Source organism: uncultured Fibrobacter sp. (assembly GCF_946062555.1).
Lineage (GTDB): Bacteria > Fibrobacterota > Fibrobacteria > Fibrobacterales > Fibrobacteraceae > Fibrobacter.
The window spans coordinates 13,496-30,908 of the sequence record NZ_CAMGVQ010000008.1 but is presented as its reverse complement, the minus strand read 5'-3'; the positions used below and the strand labels follow the sequence as shown (position 1 = coordinate 30,908).

16 protein-coding genes are annotated in these 17,413 nt (G+C 49.1%); 9 read left to right on the top strand and 7 right to left on the bottom strand.

Annotation, left to right across the window (positions count from 1 at the left end; genetic code table 11):
• Window positions 1-199 precede the first annotated feature (199 nt).
• The 5 genes from Q0P86_RS03700 to Q0P86_RS03680 all read left to right on the top strand — a co-directional run bounded on the left by Q0P86_RS03700 (window position 200) and on the right by Q0P86_RS03680 (window position 6,067).
• Window positions 200-961 (top strand): hypothetical protein, encoded by a 762-nt coding sequence (locus tag Q0P86_RS03700; RefSeq protein ID WP_295037549.1) that lies wholly within the window; start codon window positions 200-202, stop codon window positions 959-961.
• The gene (locus Q0P86_RS03695; RefSeq protein WP_290996131.1) at window positions 936-1,736 is read left to right on the top strand and encodes a hypothetical protein; all 801 of its coding nucleotides are present in this window, start codon (window positions 936-938) and stop codon (window positions 1,734-1,736) included. The genes Q0P86_RS03700 and Q0P86_RS03695 overlap by 26 nt, the downstream gene beginning before the upstream one ends.
• A 68-nt stretch (window positions 1,737-1,804) precedes the next feature.
• Window positions 1,805-2,887 (top strand): Fic family protein, encoded by a 1,083-nt coding sequence (locus tag Q0P86_RS03690; RefSeq protein WP_290996135.1) that lies wholly within the window; start codon window positions 1,805-1,807, stop codon window positions 2,885-2,887.
• Window positions 2,888-3,232: 345 nt separating this feature from the next.
• Window positions 3,233-5,515 (top strand): EAL domain-containing protein, encoded by a 2,283-nt coding sequence (locus tag Q0P86_RS03685; protein ID WP_295037548.1) that lies wholly within the window; start codon window positions 3,233-3,235, stop codon window positions 5,513-5,515.
• A gap of 48 nt (window positions 5,516-5,563) precedes the next feature.
• Window positions 5,564-6,067: a hypothetical protein gene (locus Q0P86_RS03680; protein WP_295037546.1), complete on the top strand. Its 504-nt coding sequence runs from the start codon at window positions 5,564-5,566 to the stop codon at window positions 6,065-6,067.
• An 89-nt stretch (window positions 6,068-6,156) separates the two neighbouring features.
• Here Q0P86_RS03680 and Q0P86_RS03675 read toward each other — a convergent pair whose 3' ends face one another.
• Window positions 6,157-6,756 carry a superoxide dismutase gene (locus tag Q0P86_RS03675; protein ID WP_294984849.1) on the bottom strand — a complete coding sequence of 200 codons (600 nt, stop codon included), beginning with the start codon at window positions 6,754-6,756 and terminating at the stop codon, window positions 6,157-6,159.
• Window positions 6,757-6,875: 119 nt separating this feature from the next.
• Window positions 6,876-7,973: a DUF1343 domain-containing protein gene (locus Q0P86_RS03670; protein ID WP_291025690.1), complete on the bottom strand. Its 1,098-nt coding sequence runs from the start codon at window positions 7,971-7,973 to the stop codon at window positions 6,876-6,878.
• A gap of 223 nt (window positions 7,974-8,196) precedes the next feature.
• Here Q0P86_RS03670 and Q0P86_RS03665 point away from each other — a divergent pair, with 223 nt between their 5' ends.
• The 3 genes from Q0P86_RS03665 to Q0P86_RS03655 are packed head-to-tail and all read left to right on the top strand — an operon-like array spanning window position 8,197 to window position 10,635.
• Window positions 8,197-8,658, top strand: coding sequence for a single-stranded DNA-binding protein (locus tag Q0P86_RS03665; protein ID WP_295037544.1), 462 nt, complete (start codon window positions 8,197-8,199; stop codon window positions 8,656-8,658).
• A gap of 3 nt (window positions 8,659-8,661) precedes the next feature.
• On the top strand, window positions 8,662-9,615 hold the full coding sequence (locus Q0P86_RS03660) for a hypothetical protein (RefSeq protein ID WP_294114229.1): 954 nt from the start codon (window positions 8,662-8,664) through the stop codon (window positions 9,613-9,615).
• A 9-nt stretch (window positions 9,616-9,624) separates the two neighbouring features.
• Window positions 9,625-10,635, top strand: coding sequence for an aspartate-semialdehyde dehydrogenase (locus tag Q0P86_RS03655; RefSeq protein WP_295037542.1), 1,011 nt, complete (start codon window positions 9,625-9,627; stop codon window positions 10,633-10,635).
• Window positions 10,636-10,722: 87 nt separating this feature from the next.
• Here the strand turns inward: Q0P86_RS03655 and Q0P86_RS03650 are convergent, their stop codons facing one another.
• The 3 genes from Q0P86_RS03650 to Q0P86_RS03640 form a co-directional block, all read right to left on the bottom strand.
• Window positions 10,723-11,136 (bottom strand): EamA family transporter, encoded by a 414-nt coding sequence (locus Q0P86_RS03650; protein ID WP_290996165.1) that lies wholly within the window; start codon window positions 11,134-11,136, stop codon window positions 10,723-10,725.
• Window positions 11,137-11,295: 159 nt separating this feature from the next.
• Window positions 11,296-12,411 (bottom strand): aminopeptidase, encoded by a 1,116-nt coding sequence (locus tag Q0P86_RS03645; RefSeq protein ID WP_295037540.1) that lies wholly within the window; start codon window positions 12,409-12,411, stop codon window positions 11,296-11,298.
• Between the two features lie 102 nt (window positions 12,412-12,513).
• Complete coding sequence (locus tag Q0P86_RS03640; protein WP_295037538.1) at window positions 12,514-13,452, bottom strand: AgmX/PglI C-terminal domain-containing protein; 939 nt, start codon at window positions 13,450-13,452, stop codon at window positions 12,514-12,516.
• A gap of 562 nt (window positions 13,453-14,014) precedes the next feature.
• Here Q0P86_RS03640 and alr point away from each other — a divergent pair.
• Entirely contained in the window at window positions 14,015-15,238 is a 1,224-nt protein-coding gene (gene alr, locus Q0P86_RS03635) for an alanine racemase (RefSeq protein ID WP_295037536.1), read from the top strand.
• 133 nt (window positions 15,239-15,371) lie between these two features.
• Here alr and Q0P86_RS03630 read toward each other — a convergent pair whose 3' ends face one another.
• Together Q0P86_RS03630 and lspA are read right to left on the bottom strand one after the other, a co-directional pair.
• A complete protein-coding gene (locus tag Q0P86_RS03630) occupies window positions 15,372-16,655 on the bottom strand; it encodes an RluA family pseudouridine synthase (protein ID WP_295037534.1) in 1,284 nt (427 codons plus the stop codon).
• 165 nt (window positions 16,656-16,820) lie between these two features.
• Window positions 16,821-17,390 (bottom strand): signal peptidase II, encoded by a 570-nt coding sequence (gene lspA, locus Q0P86_RS03625; RefSeq protein WP_291021777.1) that lies wholly within the window; start codon window positions 17,388-17,390, stop codon window positions 16,821-16,823.
• Window positions 17,391-17,413 lie beyond the last annotated feature (23 nt).

Sequence of the window (17,413 nt, the reverse complement as noted above, 5' to 3'; positions counted from 1 at the left end):
GGCAGAACAGTACATCCCGTACACAAGCACACAACGCTCGACAAGCGGACTTCGAGCATATCTCACGACCCCGCGCTGGACAGCACCCGCAAGTTCAACGCGAGTAGCACAGCCTTCCGCATACAAACGAATATTCGGCCTACCGAAGCCCCAAATAGAAAAGCCATCTTTCAGCCAACTACTACAATCCATTAAGAACATGGACAGTCTTGTGGTACTCCCTGAGTGGCACAACTACATAAGCAATGAACGCGCACTTGAGCTTACGCGGGTACTAAGGGATTATGGCGGATACAACGGACTTGACTGGAACCTAACCTCCGGCTTCGCAAATCCTCGTCTGGATTCCTTGATAAGATACAGATTCCCTGATTATCCGAGAAACTTCTCCAAGGATGACGCACTTTCATTCAAGGGAGTCCTCATTCCCGGCACAAATATCGGACTCGACGTTCCTCATTTCAATGCGACACTGAGCAGGTATTTGGACAACGACGTATACCGCCGCAACATTCCTGCGGAATGGGCAAGTTGGGCTGGCGACATGTTTACTTTTGCAGATAGTTTGGATTATATGTGGCGCAAAGGCATAGAAATAGACAGCCTAAACCGTTTAGCCAAATCAAATCTCGGATTTTCAACAAACTGGAAAGGCAATCCATTTGGTCAAGAAGATCTATATGCTGATATTGACGCACGCAACATATCCGTACTCATCAACAATGGGCTATCATTTTACGATGCAATGGATAATTATTACAACAACGGACTTTACAGTCGCTTCGGGCATTTCGTGAATTCTTACGGCGGCTGGAAGAACTTCAAAAATCGAGTAAACAGTTACACCTTTTTCCCGAAGACTCCATTTGTTAATCCTATCTTTGTAGAGGCCGCAAAACAAGCATTTATAAACAAAATCCGTGAAGGCTGTTTGAATGAGATGGATTGTTACATTCCTTGACGCAATCGTATTGGCATACTCCCTTTACGGCATCGTCGTTTGGAAAAACGTTTTTCCGGAATATATTCATTCTGAATATGCAGAGAAATTCAGCGAAAACGGCCTGGACGTAGCTCTTTTTGTCAATGTGAATCCATACATTCAATTTCTGAGACTCCCAGACTGCACCTATGACGTCTTTATAAAAAAAAATGGCGAACCCTCGTACAGCAAATTAACAGGGGGATACTTTGGAAGGGGGGCTTCTGGCACAGATGGTTGTTCAAAAGGAAACATGGAAACACCCCTTGTTCAAGTATTCCGTACAAAAAACGGTTCCAATTTTATTGGCGTGTATAGAGAAGAACAATACCATTACAACGATGCCACTTTTGATTTGTTTCTCGACTCAAACAAGACGGACCACTCCGTTTTGGTACTGAGACCCACTCCAAAAATAAAGAATCCATCGGACGATACTACTTATACCGACGACGATTTGCTATCACTGTATCTGGACAATCGGACTAAAGTCGACTGTGAATTATACACTTTCGACCGAGAAAAATATTTCGGAGCCAACAAACAAAAAAACAGCATAAAGCAGAATGCTAAACTCTTTTTTAGCGACAGCACAAACATTAATGGCCTATACGATGTTTTTTCGCAATTACATCTGAGTCCCGAATGCATCCATTCTCTCGCCATTTTTGCAAAAAACGATCAAAGTAGCATAGAAACACCTGACGCGCCTTTTAATTACTACTGCGAAGATTACCAATGTATATTTTGGTAGCAGACAAGAAAATTAAACAAATGTACACTTGTTTGTTATAAACAATTTTTGGTATATTTGTTTTTAACATGCTAGAACCATTCCAGGCAGAAAACATCGAAGACGCTTTCAAGCGCATCGACAAAACCACTTTTGTGGACGAACTGGTCGATTCTATTTCCCGTCTCAAGGTTTATTCGGCAGTTCTCAAGAGATCAATCGCCCGAGAATCCTGCATGACATCGATGTACATGAAGGAGAGCCTGCATTCTAGCCGAATGGAAACAACAAGGACTTCACTGCAGAACTCGCTCGAAAAGGCCGCCCTAGATGACGATTCCGACAAGGACGTAAACGAGGTGAGAAACTATTTCGCCGCCACAAGGTATGGGCGCGAATACCTGATGCGCACAGGAGTATTCTCCGAAGAAATGCTCCTGGAAATGCACCGGATTCTCTTGAGCGGGAACGTGCACAGGACAACGGAAAGCATCGGCTGTTACAGAACCGAGCAAAATTTTATTCAAAACGTAAATTCCAAGGAAATTACCTTTGTGCCGCCCGAAGCAAAGCAGGTCAAGCCACTAATGGACAACCTGATTAGCTTCATGAACAATCCGGCTTCCGGAGAACGGAACCTGGTGAACGCGGCCGTTATACACGAACAGTTCGAAACCATCCACCCCTTCGCCGACGGAAACGGTCGCGTAGGCCGCATGCTTATCCCGCTATTCCTTTTCAAAGTCCGCGAGATAGAAATGCCCTGGCTTTTCTTGAGCGAGGCCATCGAAAAGGAAAAATTCCGCTACTACAAGATGCTGAACGACGTTCGCACGAATGGCGCCTGGAACGAATGGATAAAGTTTTTCCTCGGAATTGTAGACCGTCAGTGCGTCAAGTACGAGGGAAACATCCAGAAAATCGAGGAACTCTACGGTTCCTGCCTTAAAAAGATTACGGACATTTCGTCTTCAAGACTATTGAAACAAGTGTTCACCTGTTTTTTCAAAAGCCCGATAAAAAACAGCCGTTCCATTGAGCGAGAAACAGGCCTTTCAAACACGACGGTAAACCGCATGCTAGACAAGCTCACGGCAAACAACATCGTATTTGCCGACGAGAAAAAACGCGGCAACCTGTACTACTTCTACGACTTGATTGAACTGCTGTAAATTCAGGGTTTTATCGTCAATCTCGATAAAATCAATCCTGAAACTTACGCAGTCTTTATCAAGAAACTTTTCGGCATGGATAAACGGCGTATCGATGACGCAACAATCAATTTTATTTTAATTTCATCAACAAATACAAATCCGGTTTACCGGCATAAAGGATTTTTTCCCCTTTTCCGACCAAAAGCGTCAGTTCGTTGTCCATAAAAGTACTCCTGACAAGAAATTAGCAAAGAATTTCTTAGCCTATTTTGTCGAATATTCCAACTTGGAATATCATTTTGTAAAAAATTTCTCACGCATTTCCTATAATAATGTATTATGTAGTTAAGGTAAAGATTGTTCATGCGAGAAACATTTGCAATTATATATATACTACTAATAATCCTTCTCGGACTATTTGGGACGATTTCACGACGGTCAAGCAAGAGCGTCGCGAAGCCTGTTTCTTATTTGCAATTTACCTTCATTGTCCCCATCATCGGAAATTTGATACTTGTCCTTTCCGAGAACGAATTTCTCTCGACTATTGGCAGCTACATTTATTTTATAGGCATGGACCTTATGGTCATGTGCCTGTTCGATTTCTCTCTTTCTTATTGTGGCATTTCTTGGAGAAACCACAAAAAGAAATGCATGATTCTCTATTCCATTCTGACCATCGATATCATCCAGTATTTTTTCAACCCTTTTTTCGGCCACGCCTTTGGCATGGAAGCCATCACGGTCGACGGTACGCTTTACTATAGGCACGTTCCCTATGCAGGGCAATTCTGTCACCGCATCATCGTCTACCTGGCTTACGCAACATCACTAGCCTTCTTCATTGTAAAAACAATCAAAGTTCCTCGAATTTACGTTGAAAAATACTATGTCATCTTGTTTGCCATGAGTTTAGGTGGAATATGGCAGACTTACTACATTATCTCAAGAACGCCCATAGACCGTTCCATGATCGGTTTTACCATTTGCAGCATTCTTATTTTCTATTTTTCGCTTTTCTACCGACCGTTCAGGCTTCTCGACCGAATGCTTGCAAATATCGCATCCAAGTTACCCGAAGCTGTCGTATTCTTTGACGCAAGCGACCGCTGCGTTTGGATTAACGGGAAAGCCCGAAAAATACTGAACATTCATTCCGACAATTTTGAGCATGTCAAGAAGCGTTTGGCCAGCAGGTTCAACATCGTTGACTCAGGCGAAGATAACTGGAGTACAAAACAAACCATCGGATTTGGGAAAGCTGCAAAGCACTACGCAATCGAAAAACATTTGGTGACTGATGCAAAGAACAAGAAAATCGGCCACTTTTTAAGCATCCAAGACAATACAGAAGATATCCTCAACCACCTGCGCGAAATTTACGAAGCCACCCACGACAAACTCACGGGACTCTTTACCAAGGAACACCTGTTCAACCAGATTCGGAACAAGGTCGCAACCAATAAGGACTCTTCCTATTCCATAGCACTCCTCGATATCAAAGATTTCAAGATGATAAACGACATCTTCGGTAATGAGGTGGGAGACAGCGTCCTCAAAAGGGTGGCCAACTGGATCAGGGAAAACGCAACCGAGGAGTGGATTTTCGGAAGACTTTCAGGGGACGCGTTCGGCATTTGCTATCCGACAGACTCCGTAAGACTTGACGCCGTCGAACAACGACTTTCGAAGTTCGCCATTTCGAACGGATCTATTGACCAGCACATTCTGATGCATGTGGGTATATACAACGTAACCGATCCCAGTATCGACATATCCATCATGTTCGACCGAGCCCACTTGGCCCTCACCACCATCAAGAACGAATTCAACCTACATATCGCCATCTACGACGACAATATGCGCAACCAGGTGCTCTGGAATCAAAAAATATCCACGGAACTGGAAGCGGCCATCAAAAATCGGCAGATTGTCCCCTATCTGCAGCCTATCGTAAACAATAATGGAACCATTATCGGCGCCGAAGCCCTTGTCCGTTGGCTCCACCCCGACGAAGGATTCCTCCCCCCGTTCAAGTTCATCCCCGTATTCGAGAAGAACGGGATGATCGCCCTGGTAGATAAGTACATTTGGCGTTGCGCCTGCGAAATTCTTTCTTCGTGGAAAGACGAAAAAGCAAATCTGTTTATCTCCGTGAACATTTCGCCCAAGGACTTCTACTTCATGGATGTCTATGCCGAAATCATGGCGCTTATCGAGGAATTCAAGATAGAACCGCCGCGACTCCGTATCGAGATTACCGAAACGGTGATGATGACCGAAGCCGAAAGCCGCATGGCCATCTTGAGCAAATTCCGCAAATCGGGATTCATCGTCGAAATGGACGACTTCGGCAGCGGATATTCTTCCCTAAACCAGCTCAAAGACATGCCGCTTGACGTTCTAAAAATCGATATGAAGTTCCTGAGCAAGGCCGAGGACAACCACCGCGCAACAACTATCTTGCGCAACGTACTCAGGCTTTCGAACGATCTCGGACTGTTCTCACTTACCGAAGGTGTCGAGACCGAAGACCAGTACAAGATACTCAACGAAATAGGCTGTCACCTGTTCCAGGGATATTTCTTTGCAAAACCCATGTCCGTCGCTGACTTTGAAAAACTTTGCGATAAAAAAGAAAGGTAACCTACGACGAATCAAACGCCCCCAATGCCACCCGAGATTCAAAAACAGATGAAAAAGGTCGGCCTCAAGATTTCTTTCATGATGGCGCTCATGATGAGTTTCGCGCTTTCACTTACCGGAAACCTGACCGCCGAACATCCGCCTGAAATGCCGATGATTGCGATTATCATCGGATTCCTGGAAAGTTTCGTCCTCAGTTTTGCCGTCAGTTTCGGTATCGGTCTCGTTGTTCCGATGCCCAAGGTAAATGCGGCGTTGGGACGCAAGTTCCACCTGCAGCCGAGAACGCACAAGGCCCATATCGTGGAATCCATCGTATCGAACCTGATCTATACACCGCTCATGACAACCGTCATGGTCACGTTCGTGTATTTCTTCTTGATTCCCCCTGGACATAGGCCGCCGTACCTGCCGATGTTCATCAGCTCGCAGGTCATCTGCTTTGTCGTGGCACAGGTTCTCATTTTTATCTTCGAGCCGATTATCATCAAGATTGCGATGCCGAAGATGCCGCCGCGCCCGCCTTTTGAGCAGGAGCACCCCCATCCTTAAGAAAACCTAGAGCCACGAAGCGGCGAACGGAATCAAAAAATCCGCTTGGGAAAACCCAGCGGATTTTTTCATATTCGTTTATGCCAACCTTATGCAAGGCGGTTGTTGACTACGTTCCAGTCCACAATCTGCCAGAGTCCCTTGAGGTAGTCCGGACGACGGTTGCGGTAGTCGATGTAGTAGGCATGTTCCCACACATCGAAAGTCAACAGCGGCTTGAGGCCCTTGGTGAGCGGGTTTTGGGCGTTGCCTTCCTGCGTAATAACGAGCTTGCCCTGCGCATCGGCAGAAAGCCATACCCAACCGGAACCGAAGAGGCCTGCACCCTTCGCCAGGAATTCTTCCTGGAACTTTTCGAAGGAGCCAAAATCGCGCGCGATTGCTTCGGCAATCTTGCCTGTCGGAACATTGCCCGCAGACGGAGCCTTGAACTGCATGAAGTACATGTAATGGTTCAGGAACTGTCCCGCATTATTGAACACGCCGCCTTCGGCCGTTTTCACGATTTCAGCGATAGACTTGCCTTCGAATGCGCTACCCGGAAGAGCGGCGTTCAAGTTATTGAGGTAAGTCTGCAGATGCTTGCCATAGTGGAATTCGATGGTTTCCTGGCTGAGCACCGGAGCGAGATCTCCCGCTGCGTAAGGAAGCGCGGGCATTTCAAATTTTCTATTGATTGGTTGAATCATTATGACTATCCTTCTTCGCGGCTATGCCGCAATGTGTGGTGTGGAATGTGGAATGTGGAATGCGAAATGAAAAATGAGAAATTGTAATTACTCACTAAACATCTCACACTTCACATCTGTTAAATACTTGTCTCTATATAATCTCGTCTAAAGGTGCCGTTGCCGAGAAGGATGTCAATGGGCAACTTCTTGAATTCGTATTCGTAAGGGGGCTGTTTCCAGGCGAAATCCTTCGGGTACTCGTTGAAGATATACTGCAACAGCTTTACCGCCATGTCAAAGCTGCGGAACTTGTCACGGTTGAGCACGTGAATCTGCGCACCGCCGCAAATCTGACCTGCGCCCTTATGGAATGTGGGCTGGAAGTAATTCTCGCGGAAATACACGCCGGGGAGCTTGAGTCCGTTCATATACTTGCAGAGCTTGACCGCATCAATAAACGGGGCTCCGAAAATCTCGAAGGGGCGCGTGGTGCCGCGGCCTTCGCTCACATTGGTGGCCTCGAACAGGCACATGCCCGGGTAGACGATAGCGGTATCGAGCGTCGGCATGTTCGGGCTCGGCAAAATCCACGGAAGTCCCGTCTGGTCGTACCACATCTTTTTATCGTAGCCTTCCATGCCAAGCACGTAGAGTTCACACTTGGGAAAACGTTCTTCCTTGAACTGCACCGCCAGTTCGCCAATCGTCTTTGCGTGGCGCGTTCGGATACTGTGGAGTCCCACGAAACTTGCGTAGTCAAGGTCCAGCACCGGGCCTTCTTCATCGACGCAGTTGATGGGGTTCGGACGGTCCACTACAATCACGGGGATTCCGGCCTTTTCGCAGGCTTTCATACAAAGAAACAGAGTCCAGATAAACGTGTAGTAGCGGGCACCGACATCCTGCAAGTCCACGAGCATTATGTCCACGTGACTGAGCATTTCTGCAGTAGGTTCGCGGTGTTCGCCGTAGAGGCTATAAACGGGAATGCCCAGTTCGGGGTCGGTGTAACCTTCCCATTCGATCATGTTGTCCTGGGTATGCCCCTTGATACCATGCTGGGGACCAAAAAGGGCAGAAAGCTTAAAGAGTTTGCCGTCGTATTCCTTGAGCAAATCGAGGGTATAATGCAAATCCGGGAGAACCGATGCCGGGTGGAGGACTGCACCAAGGCGCTTGCCCTTGAGGTTTGCCGGGAAAACCTTTTCGAAGCGAGAGAGAGCGAGTGTGACCATAATAGATTCGGAATTCAGATTTCGAAATTCGGAGTTAGAAGTTAAAATCGAAGAATCAATCAAAATATAAATCAAAACAAACGTAAAAGCAACAAAAAGTGTACATTCGTCCCTGAAAATGACAAACATTGTTTGCAAAATGCAAAATTTTCACAAAATGGCACAAAATGACAGTCGGAATTTTTTATTTTTACCATAGAACAAAAAAACAATAGGATGAATTATGGCATATTTGAATAAAGTGATGCTTATCGGCAATATCGGCAAGGACCCCGTCATTAGCGCAAGCGCAACAGGCCGCAAGCGCGTATCGTTCTCCCTTGCCACCAGCCGTCGCTATCGCGATAACAATGGTGAACAGAAGGAACAGACGGACTGGCACAATATCGTGGGTTGGGGCAAGATTGCCGACACCATGGAAACGCTCGGTGTCCACAAGGGCATGACCCTTTATGTTGAAGGTTCTCTCACCAACCGCAGCTGGACCGACCAGACGACCGGCCAGAAGCGTTACAGCACCGAAGTCAATCTGGATACATTCCAGCTTCTGACCCCGCGTGGCCAGAATGGAGGCAATTTCCAGGGAGGCAACTCCTACAACCAGTCCAGCAACTATACCCAGGCTAGCGCTCCCACCTACGATGCCCCCGCACCCGAAGGCGTGGATGACGACCTTCCTTTCTAAAAAATGAACCAACAGATTGCTGATATCGCCTTGATGATGGTGCTCCCGCTGGGCATCACCTTTACGGCGATACTCATGTCCGTATCTGCGGACACACGCACCCAGAAGATGCTGGGTGTGTTTTTGTCGATCCTGATTGTAGCCATGGACTGCATCTTCTACTTTGCGAAGAACTCGTTCATCACCTACAACTGCGACGGCGGACTTCTGCTTTCATTCGCAAGTCTGTTCTTTTTCGCCATCATCAGCTTTATCCGTTTCGAAGACCGTGCAGCCAAGGCCGGAAACATATTCCTCGCCTTCTTCATGTTGTCTGCCTTCATGGGTATCGCCTACTGGGACCGTCCGACCTTCATTCCCACTTCGGACTACACCGACGCTGAACTTGCAGCGATGAATTCCCAGTACCAGGACTACATCGCCTCGTTCGAGACCGGTGAAGGCGGAAAGATCCTGCCGAACAAGTCCAGAACTTCTGCAAAGGCAGCCTCCTCGGTAGCATCAGCCCAAAAGAACCGGGAAGACGGCTCGCTGAGCCGCATGGAAAGCTACCTTGTCGATGCGGAGACCGTCATCAAGCGCATGACCGACATCATCAACGCCATCGACAATTTCGAACCTCTCGCCTCGAACATTTCTGAAGCGGAACGCGAACAGCGCAGCAGCCAGGCGCTCGCCATCAACAACAATGCCGTCGCCTTAAACAAGAAGGTTCTCGGGCTTTTCCACCCGCACGAATCGAGCGAGGCGCACACGGAACTGATTCAGGCGAGCGAATGCGTGCGTCTTGCCGCATACGCACTCTACAGCTACACGCTCCAGGAAAACCCGGAACAGCAGCTGATTCTTTACCGACAGTCCAGAGACCAGATTGCCCAGATGAAAATCTACCTGAAGCGTTTCTGGAACGCCACTGAAGTTTTACAATCAAACAATCAACAACAAACCGAACAATAAAGGTTAATTATGATTCGCAACGTAGCCATTATGGGCGCAACCGGCGCCGTGGGCCAAGAAATTCTCTCCATCCTCGAAGAACGCAATTTCCCACTGCAGAGCCTGAAGCTCCTCGCCTCCGAACGTAGCGCAGGCAAAGAATTCAAGTTCAAGGGCGAAACCCTCAAGTGCGAAGTCCTGAACAAGGACTCCTTCAAGGGTGTCGACCTGGTGCTCAGCTCCGCTGGTGCAGCGATTTCCCAGGAATTCGCCCCCATCGCCGTCGAAAACGGCGCCGTGGTGGTGGATAACACCAGCTTCTTCCGCATGGACCCGAAGGTCCCGCTGGTCGTGCCCGAAGTGAACCCCGAAGACATCCAGCTCTACAAGGCTGAGAACGGCGGCAAGGGCATTATTGCCAACCCGAACTGCACGACCATCATGATGGTCGTGGTGCTGAACCCCATCGAGAAGATTTCCCACATCAAGAAGATTCACATTTCTTCTTACCAGAGCGCTAGCGGTGCTGGTGCCATCGCCATGGAAGAACTGAAGCAGCAGTACAAGGATATCCTTGAAACGGGTACCACCACCCACATCAACAAGTTCCCCTTCCAGCTCGCCTACAACGTGATTCCGCAGATCGACAAGATGACGGAAAACGACTACACGAAGGAAGAAATGAAGATGTACAACGAAACTCGCAAGATCATGCATTCTGACGTTCGCACGAGCGCCACTTGCGTGCGCGTGAGCTCGCTGCGTTCCCACTCCGAATCCGTGTGGTTCGAAACGGAACGTCCGGTTTCTGTGGAAGAAATTCGCAATGCCTTGAAGAACGCCCCGGGCGTGACCCTCAAGGACGATCCGCAGAACTACGTGTACCCGATGCCGCTGGAAAGCGCCGGCAAGGACAACGTGTTCGTAGGCCGAATCCGTAAGGACCTCGCCGACGAGAACAGCAACACGCTGTGGCTCACCGGTGACCAGATCCGCAAGGGCGCTGCCCTCAACGCCGTGCAGATCGCTGAACTTCTGTAATTTACACGCGGGCCATGTTCCGCAAAAAAATAATTAAACAACGACCCGATTTAATCGGGCCGTTTTTTTGCTTTTATGCAATTCGAATCAAAGGCACATCACCAAAGTGCCTGCAGAAATCAAAATACATCCAATGGCAGACTTAATGGTAAATGTTTCGTGCAGAAACACAAAAGCAAAAACTAAGGTAAGCACGATGCTCATCTTATCGATTGGAACCACCTTGGAAGCTTCACCCATCTGCAACGCCCGATAGTAGAAAAGCCAAGAGGCTCCCGTCGCCAGACCAGAAAGAATCAAGAACATCCAACTCTTGCGACTAATTTCCGTAATTCCGCCCAAGCCATTGGTAAGAAAAACCATCCCCCAAGCCATGGCTAGAACAACCACAGTTCGGATTGCCGTGGCCAGGTTGGAATTCACTCCATCAATGCCAACTTTTGCCAAGATTGATGTCAATGCAGCAAAAACTGCAGAAAGAATCGCAAACAGTAACCACATGTGGCAAGTTCCTTATAGCAATCAAATGCGACGGTTATGCTAAAGTTCCCATCATCTATAGTTTATTCAGAACCGAGCAGGACAAGGCGCGAGTCCCCGTAGCATATTTGTCATACGTGAGGGGACGAGTAACGCCGTAATGCGATGGTTATGGATAAACTATGCCAGTTCTTCCGGGTTCAGACACTTAAGCTCTTCAACGACGAACTTGCCGTCCTTGCGGATAAGCTTGTCGTCGAACCAAATTTCGCCGCCACCGTATTCCGGGCGCATGATAAGCACCAGGTCCCAGTGAATGGCGCTGATGTTGCCGTTCGGTGCTTCTTCGTAGCAACGACCCGGCGTAAAGTGGATGGAGCCAGCAATCTTTTCGTCGAAAAGGATATCGCACATGGGAGCGTTTACGAACGGGTTAAAACCGATAGCGAACTCGCCCACGTAGCGGCCACCTTCGTCAGTATCGAAGAGAGCGTTCAGGGCCACGTTGTCGCCGGATTCGCAGGTGGCATTCACAATCTTGCCGTCCTTGAATTCCAGGCGGATATTGCTGAAATACTTGCCATCGTAAAGGGTGGGCGTATTGTACTGAATCACGCCGTTGACACTGTTGCGTACCGGTGCGGTATAGACTTCGCCATCGGGGATGTTCATGTTGCCGCAGCACGGAATGGCCGGAATGTCCTTGATGCTGAAGGTCAAATCAGTGCCGTTTGCCACAAGGCGTACCTTGTCGGTGCGGTTCATGAGGTCCACGAGATTCTGTGCGGCCTTGGCCATCTTCGGATAGTCTGCAAGGCATGCTTCGAAGTAGAAATCTTCGAACGCCTCGGAACTCATCTTGGCACCCTGCGCCATGGAGGGATTCGGCCAGCGAAGAACACACCAACGGGTCTTATCGACGCGGTAATTCAGCACGGGTTCCATAATCTTGCGGTAATTCATCATCTGACGGCCGTCAATATCGCAATTTTCGAGAGCGTTGTCGGCACCGCGAATGGCGATGTAAGCCTGCATCTTCTGCATTTCGGCCATAGCGAGGTCTGCCTGAAGCTGCATCTGTTCGATGGTCGCCGACTTGATCATTTCGCGACGGACACGGCCGCGGTAATTATGCACGAATGCGTTACCGCCCACTTTAGCGACAGCCTTCACGAGTTCAGTCGTGACTTCGTCGGGAGTGTCGGTGGTTTCGATAAGGATGTTTTCGCCCTGCTTAAGTGCAATGGCATTGTCAATCAAATTTTCAGCTAGCTTTGTAACGCGAGGATCTGTCATTTCTATACTCCTATTTGCAGACTACAATATAGCAAAAGGAGATCGCCACGGCGCTACGCACCTCGCGATGGCGAGAACACGTAGCTTCCGCAGCGAAATAATTTATTCCGAGAATGTGAACGGAATTGTCACCGTGGTATTGCCCGATTTCACCTTGCTGAATGTCCAGCGACCGACTGATTTCTTGATTTCATTGTCGAATTCGCTGTAATCCGTCGTGGACGACACCAGCGACATACTGATGATTTCGCCACCTGGAGCAATCGTGAACTTGAGCGTTACCTTTCCTTGGAACCCCGGCTTCTTTTTGAGGTATTTATTGTAGACATGCCGAAGCCCCGGAGTACGCTGACGGACAACCTTCATGATATCTGCAGCGGAACGGGATGCGGGGCCAGCACCCCACTCGATTTCGTTTTCTTTGGGAGCCTTTATATTTCCCATTGACTTGGTCGAAATGGCGCCAGAGGAGCCCCCAATCAAGTTCGAGATGTCGTCGCCGATACCGCCGCTGCCACCGGCAAACATGCCTTGGTTAAAGCCGTCTGAAATTTTTCCACGGACTTCACCAATCTTTGTCTTGCCTGTCACTTGCAAGCCATTCGTATTCTTGAGGACCTTGTCGATATCCTTGGCAAAGCTTTGCCTGATCAAGTCATAAGCGGCGGCCGAAGCATTTGCAGTTTGTGCCTCTAGCGCATGAATCACGCCACGATTGAGCGGGGCTCGAGGGTTACCTCGCCCTACGGGTTTCCCGCCAGAGCCAGGCCTTTTGCGTTGGATATCTTGTGGTTTTCGTTCCGGTTTCTTGTCGGGCTTTTTATCCTCCTTTTTGTCGATGATGTTCATGGTTGCTTGCATTTCGGTGGTTGGCGTATCCACAAAAATGGAATCGTCAATCAGCACCTCGTACGTCGTGGCCCAGAAGCACAGGAGTATCGCGACCAGAAGCGATACGCCTGCAATGCGCACCATCTTCTTATCGGAATCCGGCATCAAGGACGCGATGAACGTTTCCGGGGTTTGTATGACTGCTGTCATGATTTTATCCTCCCTTTGCAGGGTTTTGGTGTTTTGAGATACAGGCAGGGACTCTACCCTTTTGACAGGGCATTATTCTTGCCTTTAGGCAGACTTCGGAACAGGACTTTAACAAGCAAGCCCATTACACAAAGTCAAAGATGTCAGGGAATCAAAACGACAAAATAAAGAAATTATTTTATTCGCAATCCATTCTATACCTGTTCCTTTATTCAGAATGAGAATGGTTCATATCTTTCTTCACTAGAAAACTACAAACAAAAAATCAAACGGATTCATCGGAATCGGTAAACAATTTTTCATCGAGCAAATTGTAAATTCGAACAAAAGAACAAAAATGCCGTCGTTATGGGGCCGCATCAAAATTCGAGTCTCTTTGGAGAACGAAGACTTTTTACAAAAAACATGTCAACCTGGTTTATTCCAACTTAGAGTACCAAGGCTTTTGAAGCCTCCGTTCGTATCGCATCCGTTACAATTAGCCCTAAATTAGCGCTCTTTGAAAGCATTTCTTTACGAATTTTGATAAAAAAAGTTAGGAGTTACCTATATTTTCACTATCATGAAACTTTTAGCAACACCCCCCGACTTAAATAAGATTGCGCGCCCGAACTGGATTGAAATCAACTTAGACGCCCTCTGCAACAACATTCAATTTATCAGGAGCCAGATTCCGGCCAACACAAAGATTCTCCTGCCCGTAAAGGCGGATTCATACGGCCACGGCAGTCTCGCCTGCTCCTTTGCAGCCAAGTTTGGTGGTGCCGACTACCTCGGAGTCGCCCACATTAGCGAAGGCATGCTGCTCCGCCAGTACGGAATGGACCTGCCGATTCTGGTACTCGGCCCCTGCACACCGGCGGACTTCGCCTACTTTGTTGAATTCCAGCTGACTGCAGCCATTACGGATATCCGCACCGCCATGGCATTCGACCAGTTCCTGTGCGAGACGGAAACCACCTGCAAGGCCCACCTCGCCATCGATACCGGCATGAACCGCTACGGCTTTGACGCCGAAGACTTCAACAACATCCGTGCGGCGCTCAGCCTCAAGAATCTGCGTTTCGAAGGGATGTTCACCCACCTGGCCACTGCCGACATGCCGGGGAATCCGAAAACCGAAATTCAGATTCAGCGTTTTACACGCCTAGTCGATGTTTTGGAAGCCGAAGGACTCCGCCCCGAAATCTGCCACTGCAGCAGTTCGGCGGGAACCCTCACCCATCCCGAAAGCCATTTCGACATGGTTCGCCCAGGCCTCGCCCTTTACGGTTACAACTGCATGGGCGCAGCCCCTTCCCCGTGGCCGATCAAGCCCGTCATGAAAATCAAGTCAACCATCCGCCACATCCACGACGTGAAGCCCGGCGAAACGGTGAGCTACGGCGGCTACTGGATGGCGCAACAGCCCACGCGCATCGCAACCATCGCCATCGGCTACGGCGACGGTTACCTGCGCGGTGAATACAACAAGGGTTTCGTCTTTATCCGTGGACAACTCTGCCCGATTCTCGGACGCGTATGCATGGACGCGACCATGGTCGATGTAAGCCACATTCCTGATGTACAAGTCGGCGAAACCGTCGATGTGGTGAACGGTGAACTCGACTTCCGCATTTCGATGGAAAGTGTCGCCGATGACCACCACACGATTCCGTACGAATTAACAAGCCGCGTCGCACGCCGACTGTATCGCAAGTATTACTGGAAGAACCGCCTGGTCCGCTGGGATTACCTGCGTCAGGAATTCGGGGTCAAGGACTACAAGGAATACCCTCTTCGTTAATGTCTACGGCATTAACGAAATTCAGAATTCGAAATCCTGATTTCGGGATTAAATTCGTATAAACTAAAAAAGGCTTCCCCAAGGGAGCCTTTTTTGTAACTAAAGCTAAGTTGCCAAGCGTTGGCATTTTTTGCTAAAGCAAGTTCGGGTCTATCGTCGGTTCGTATCCGGGCTGAACGAAATCCTCGGGAGCAATGCCGCGCTTACGGGCAGCCTTTTCTTGCTTGATTCGCTTGCGTTCCGCGGCCTTCGCCTTACGGTTCGCCGCACGGGCGGCACGTTCGGCAAAGCGCTGGGCGCGCGTCTTACGTTCCTTCAATTCAGGGAAAACACCTTCGTCAAACACATCCAGCGATTCGTTGTCCATTTCGTCCGCCTCATCGCCTTCGGTAAAACGCATTTCGGGATCAAAATCGCGGAAGCCTTCGTCTTCGTTGTCAAAGACCGGAGTGTCAGCAGGGCATTCCTTTTTGAGAAGCTTGAGAACTTGTTCGAAAGGCTTTTCTAGCGGGACCTTGAACTTCATCTTCTTGCCCGTCGTCGGGTGAATGAGCTCAATCTTGACCGCCTGCAAAAGCTGAGCCGGGGCAATTTCAAGAACCTTCGCCGCGACATCCTTCATCAAGGGAGCGACGCGGTTCAAGCAGCCGTCGCGGCCATCGTACAGCGGGTCGCCCACCACCGGGTGCCCCATGTAACGGCTATGCACGCGAATCTGGTGTGTACGGCCGGATTCCAACTGCAATTCCAGAAGCGTCGCAAAAGCGAAGAATTTCTTAGCCACAAAGTGCGTACGGGAAGGCTTACCGTCGCTTACGACCGCCATCTTGAGGCGGTTCTTCGGATTACGCCCGATAGGGGCATCGATTGTGCCTTCCAAGTCGCGGGGATGCCCCCACACCAGGGCGTTGTAGGTGCGGTGCAAGGTGCGCGTTTCCAGCTGGTGGGCCAGGTGACGGTGCGCGGCATCGTTCTTGGCGACCACCATAAGCCCTGGTGTATCCTTGTCCAGACGATGGACAATGCCCGGGCGTAACGGACCGTTGACCGCTGACAAATTCTCCTTGAAATGATACAGGAGTCCCGCCGCCAGCGTTCCGTTCTGCACGCCGTTGCCGGGATGCACCACCAGGTTTCGCGGCTTGTTCAACACGACAATATCGTCGTCCTCGTAGACAATATCGAGCGGAATGTTTTCCGGTTCAAGCGTACTCGCTTCTTTTTCGGGGACCTTTTCCACCACCACGACCATTCCCGCCTCGACACGGAAATTCTTGGGAGAGGCAACACCGCCCACCTTGACTTCGCCAGCGGCAATCAGTTTCTGGATATCGGTGCGGGAAACATTTTCCATGACACCCACAAGAAACTTGTCGATGCGTTCACCGGAATGCTTTTCGTCTACTAGGTAATTCATAAGCAGTAGGAAGTAGGAGGTTAAATCAAGTCATTCTCGATCGAAGGGAGGCCGGACAGCACTTGGTTACTTGTAACCTTAGTGCGCATGGTCCCCGGACGGGGGATCCCGTCGCTGCGCTCCAGGATGACGCAGGGGCACTGCGCTCCAAGATGACGCAGGGGGTCACTTTTCGGTTCTATGCTCTTTTTCGTTCTTAATTTCTTGATGGATTTTCTTCAAAATAATGGGTGAAAGAATCACAATGGCGACACCGACCGTTACAAAAGAATCGGCCACATTATACGTCGGGAAGCGAGTCATGATAAAGTCAGGGAAATCGCAGTCGATAAAATCAACCACCATCGAAAGGCGCATACGGTCGATAAAGTTACCGACGGCACCGCCCAAAATCATTACCACACCGAGGCGGCTCATCCAATCGCGCTTATCAATGGACTTGTAGAACCACAAAAGTACAATCGTCGCCACAACCGAAATCAGCAAGAAAAACAGCCACGGAGGCAAGAAAGGCATCAGGTCTTGCGGACGACTGCTGAAGGCAGCACCCTTGTTAAACACCAACTGAAAGCGAACCAATTCACCGACAACGTTGATGACGTCGTGATTCGGCGCTCCGGTCTCGTTCGTAAAACGCACAAGCGCCCACAGCTTTGTCAGCTGATCGGCAACAATGCTAAAAAGAATAACGCCCAAATGGAACGGCCACTTATTTATAAAATCAAATTTTTTCATATTCCTTTTCGAGATCCTTCGTC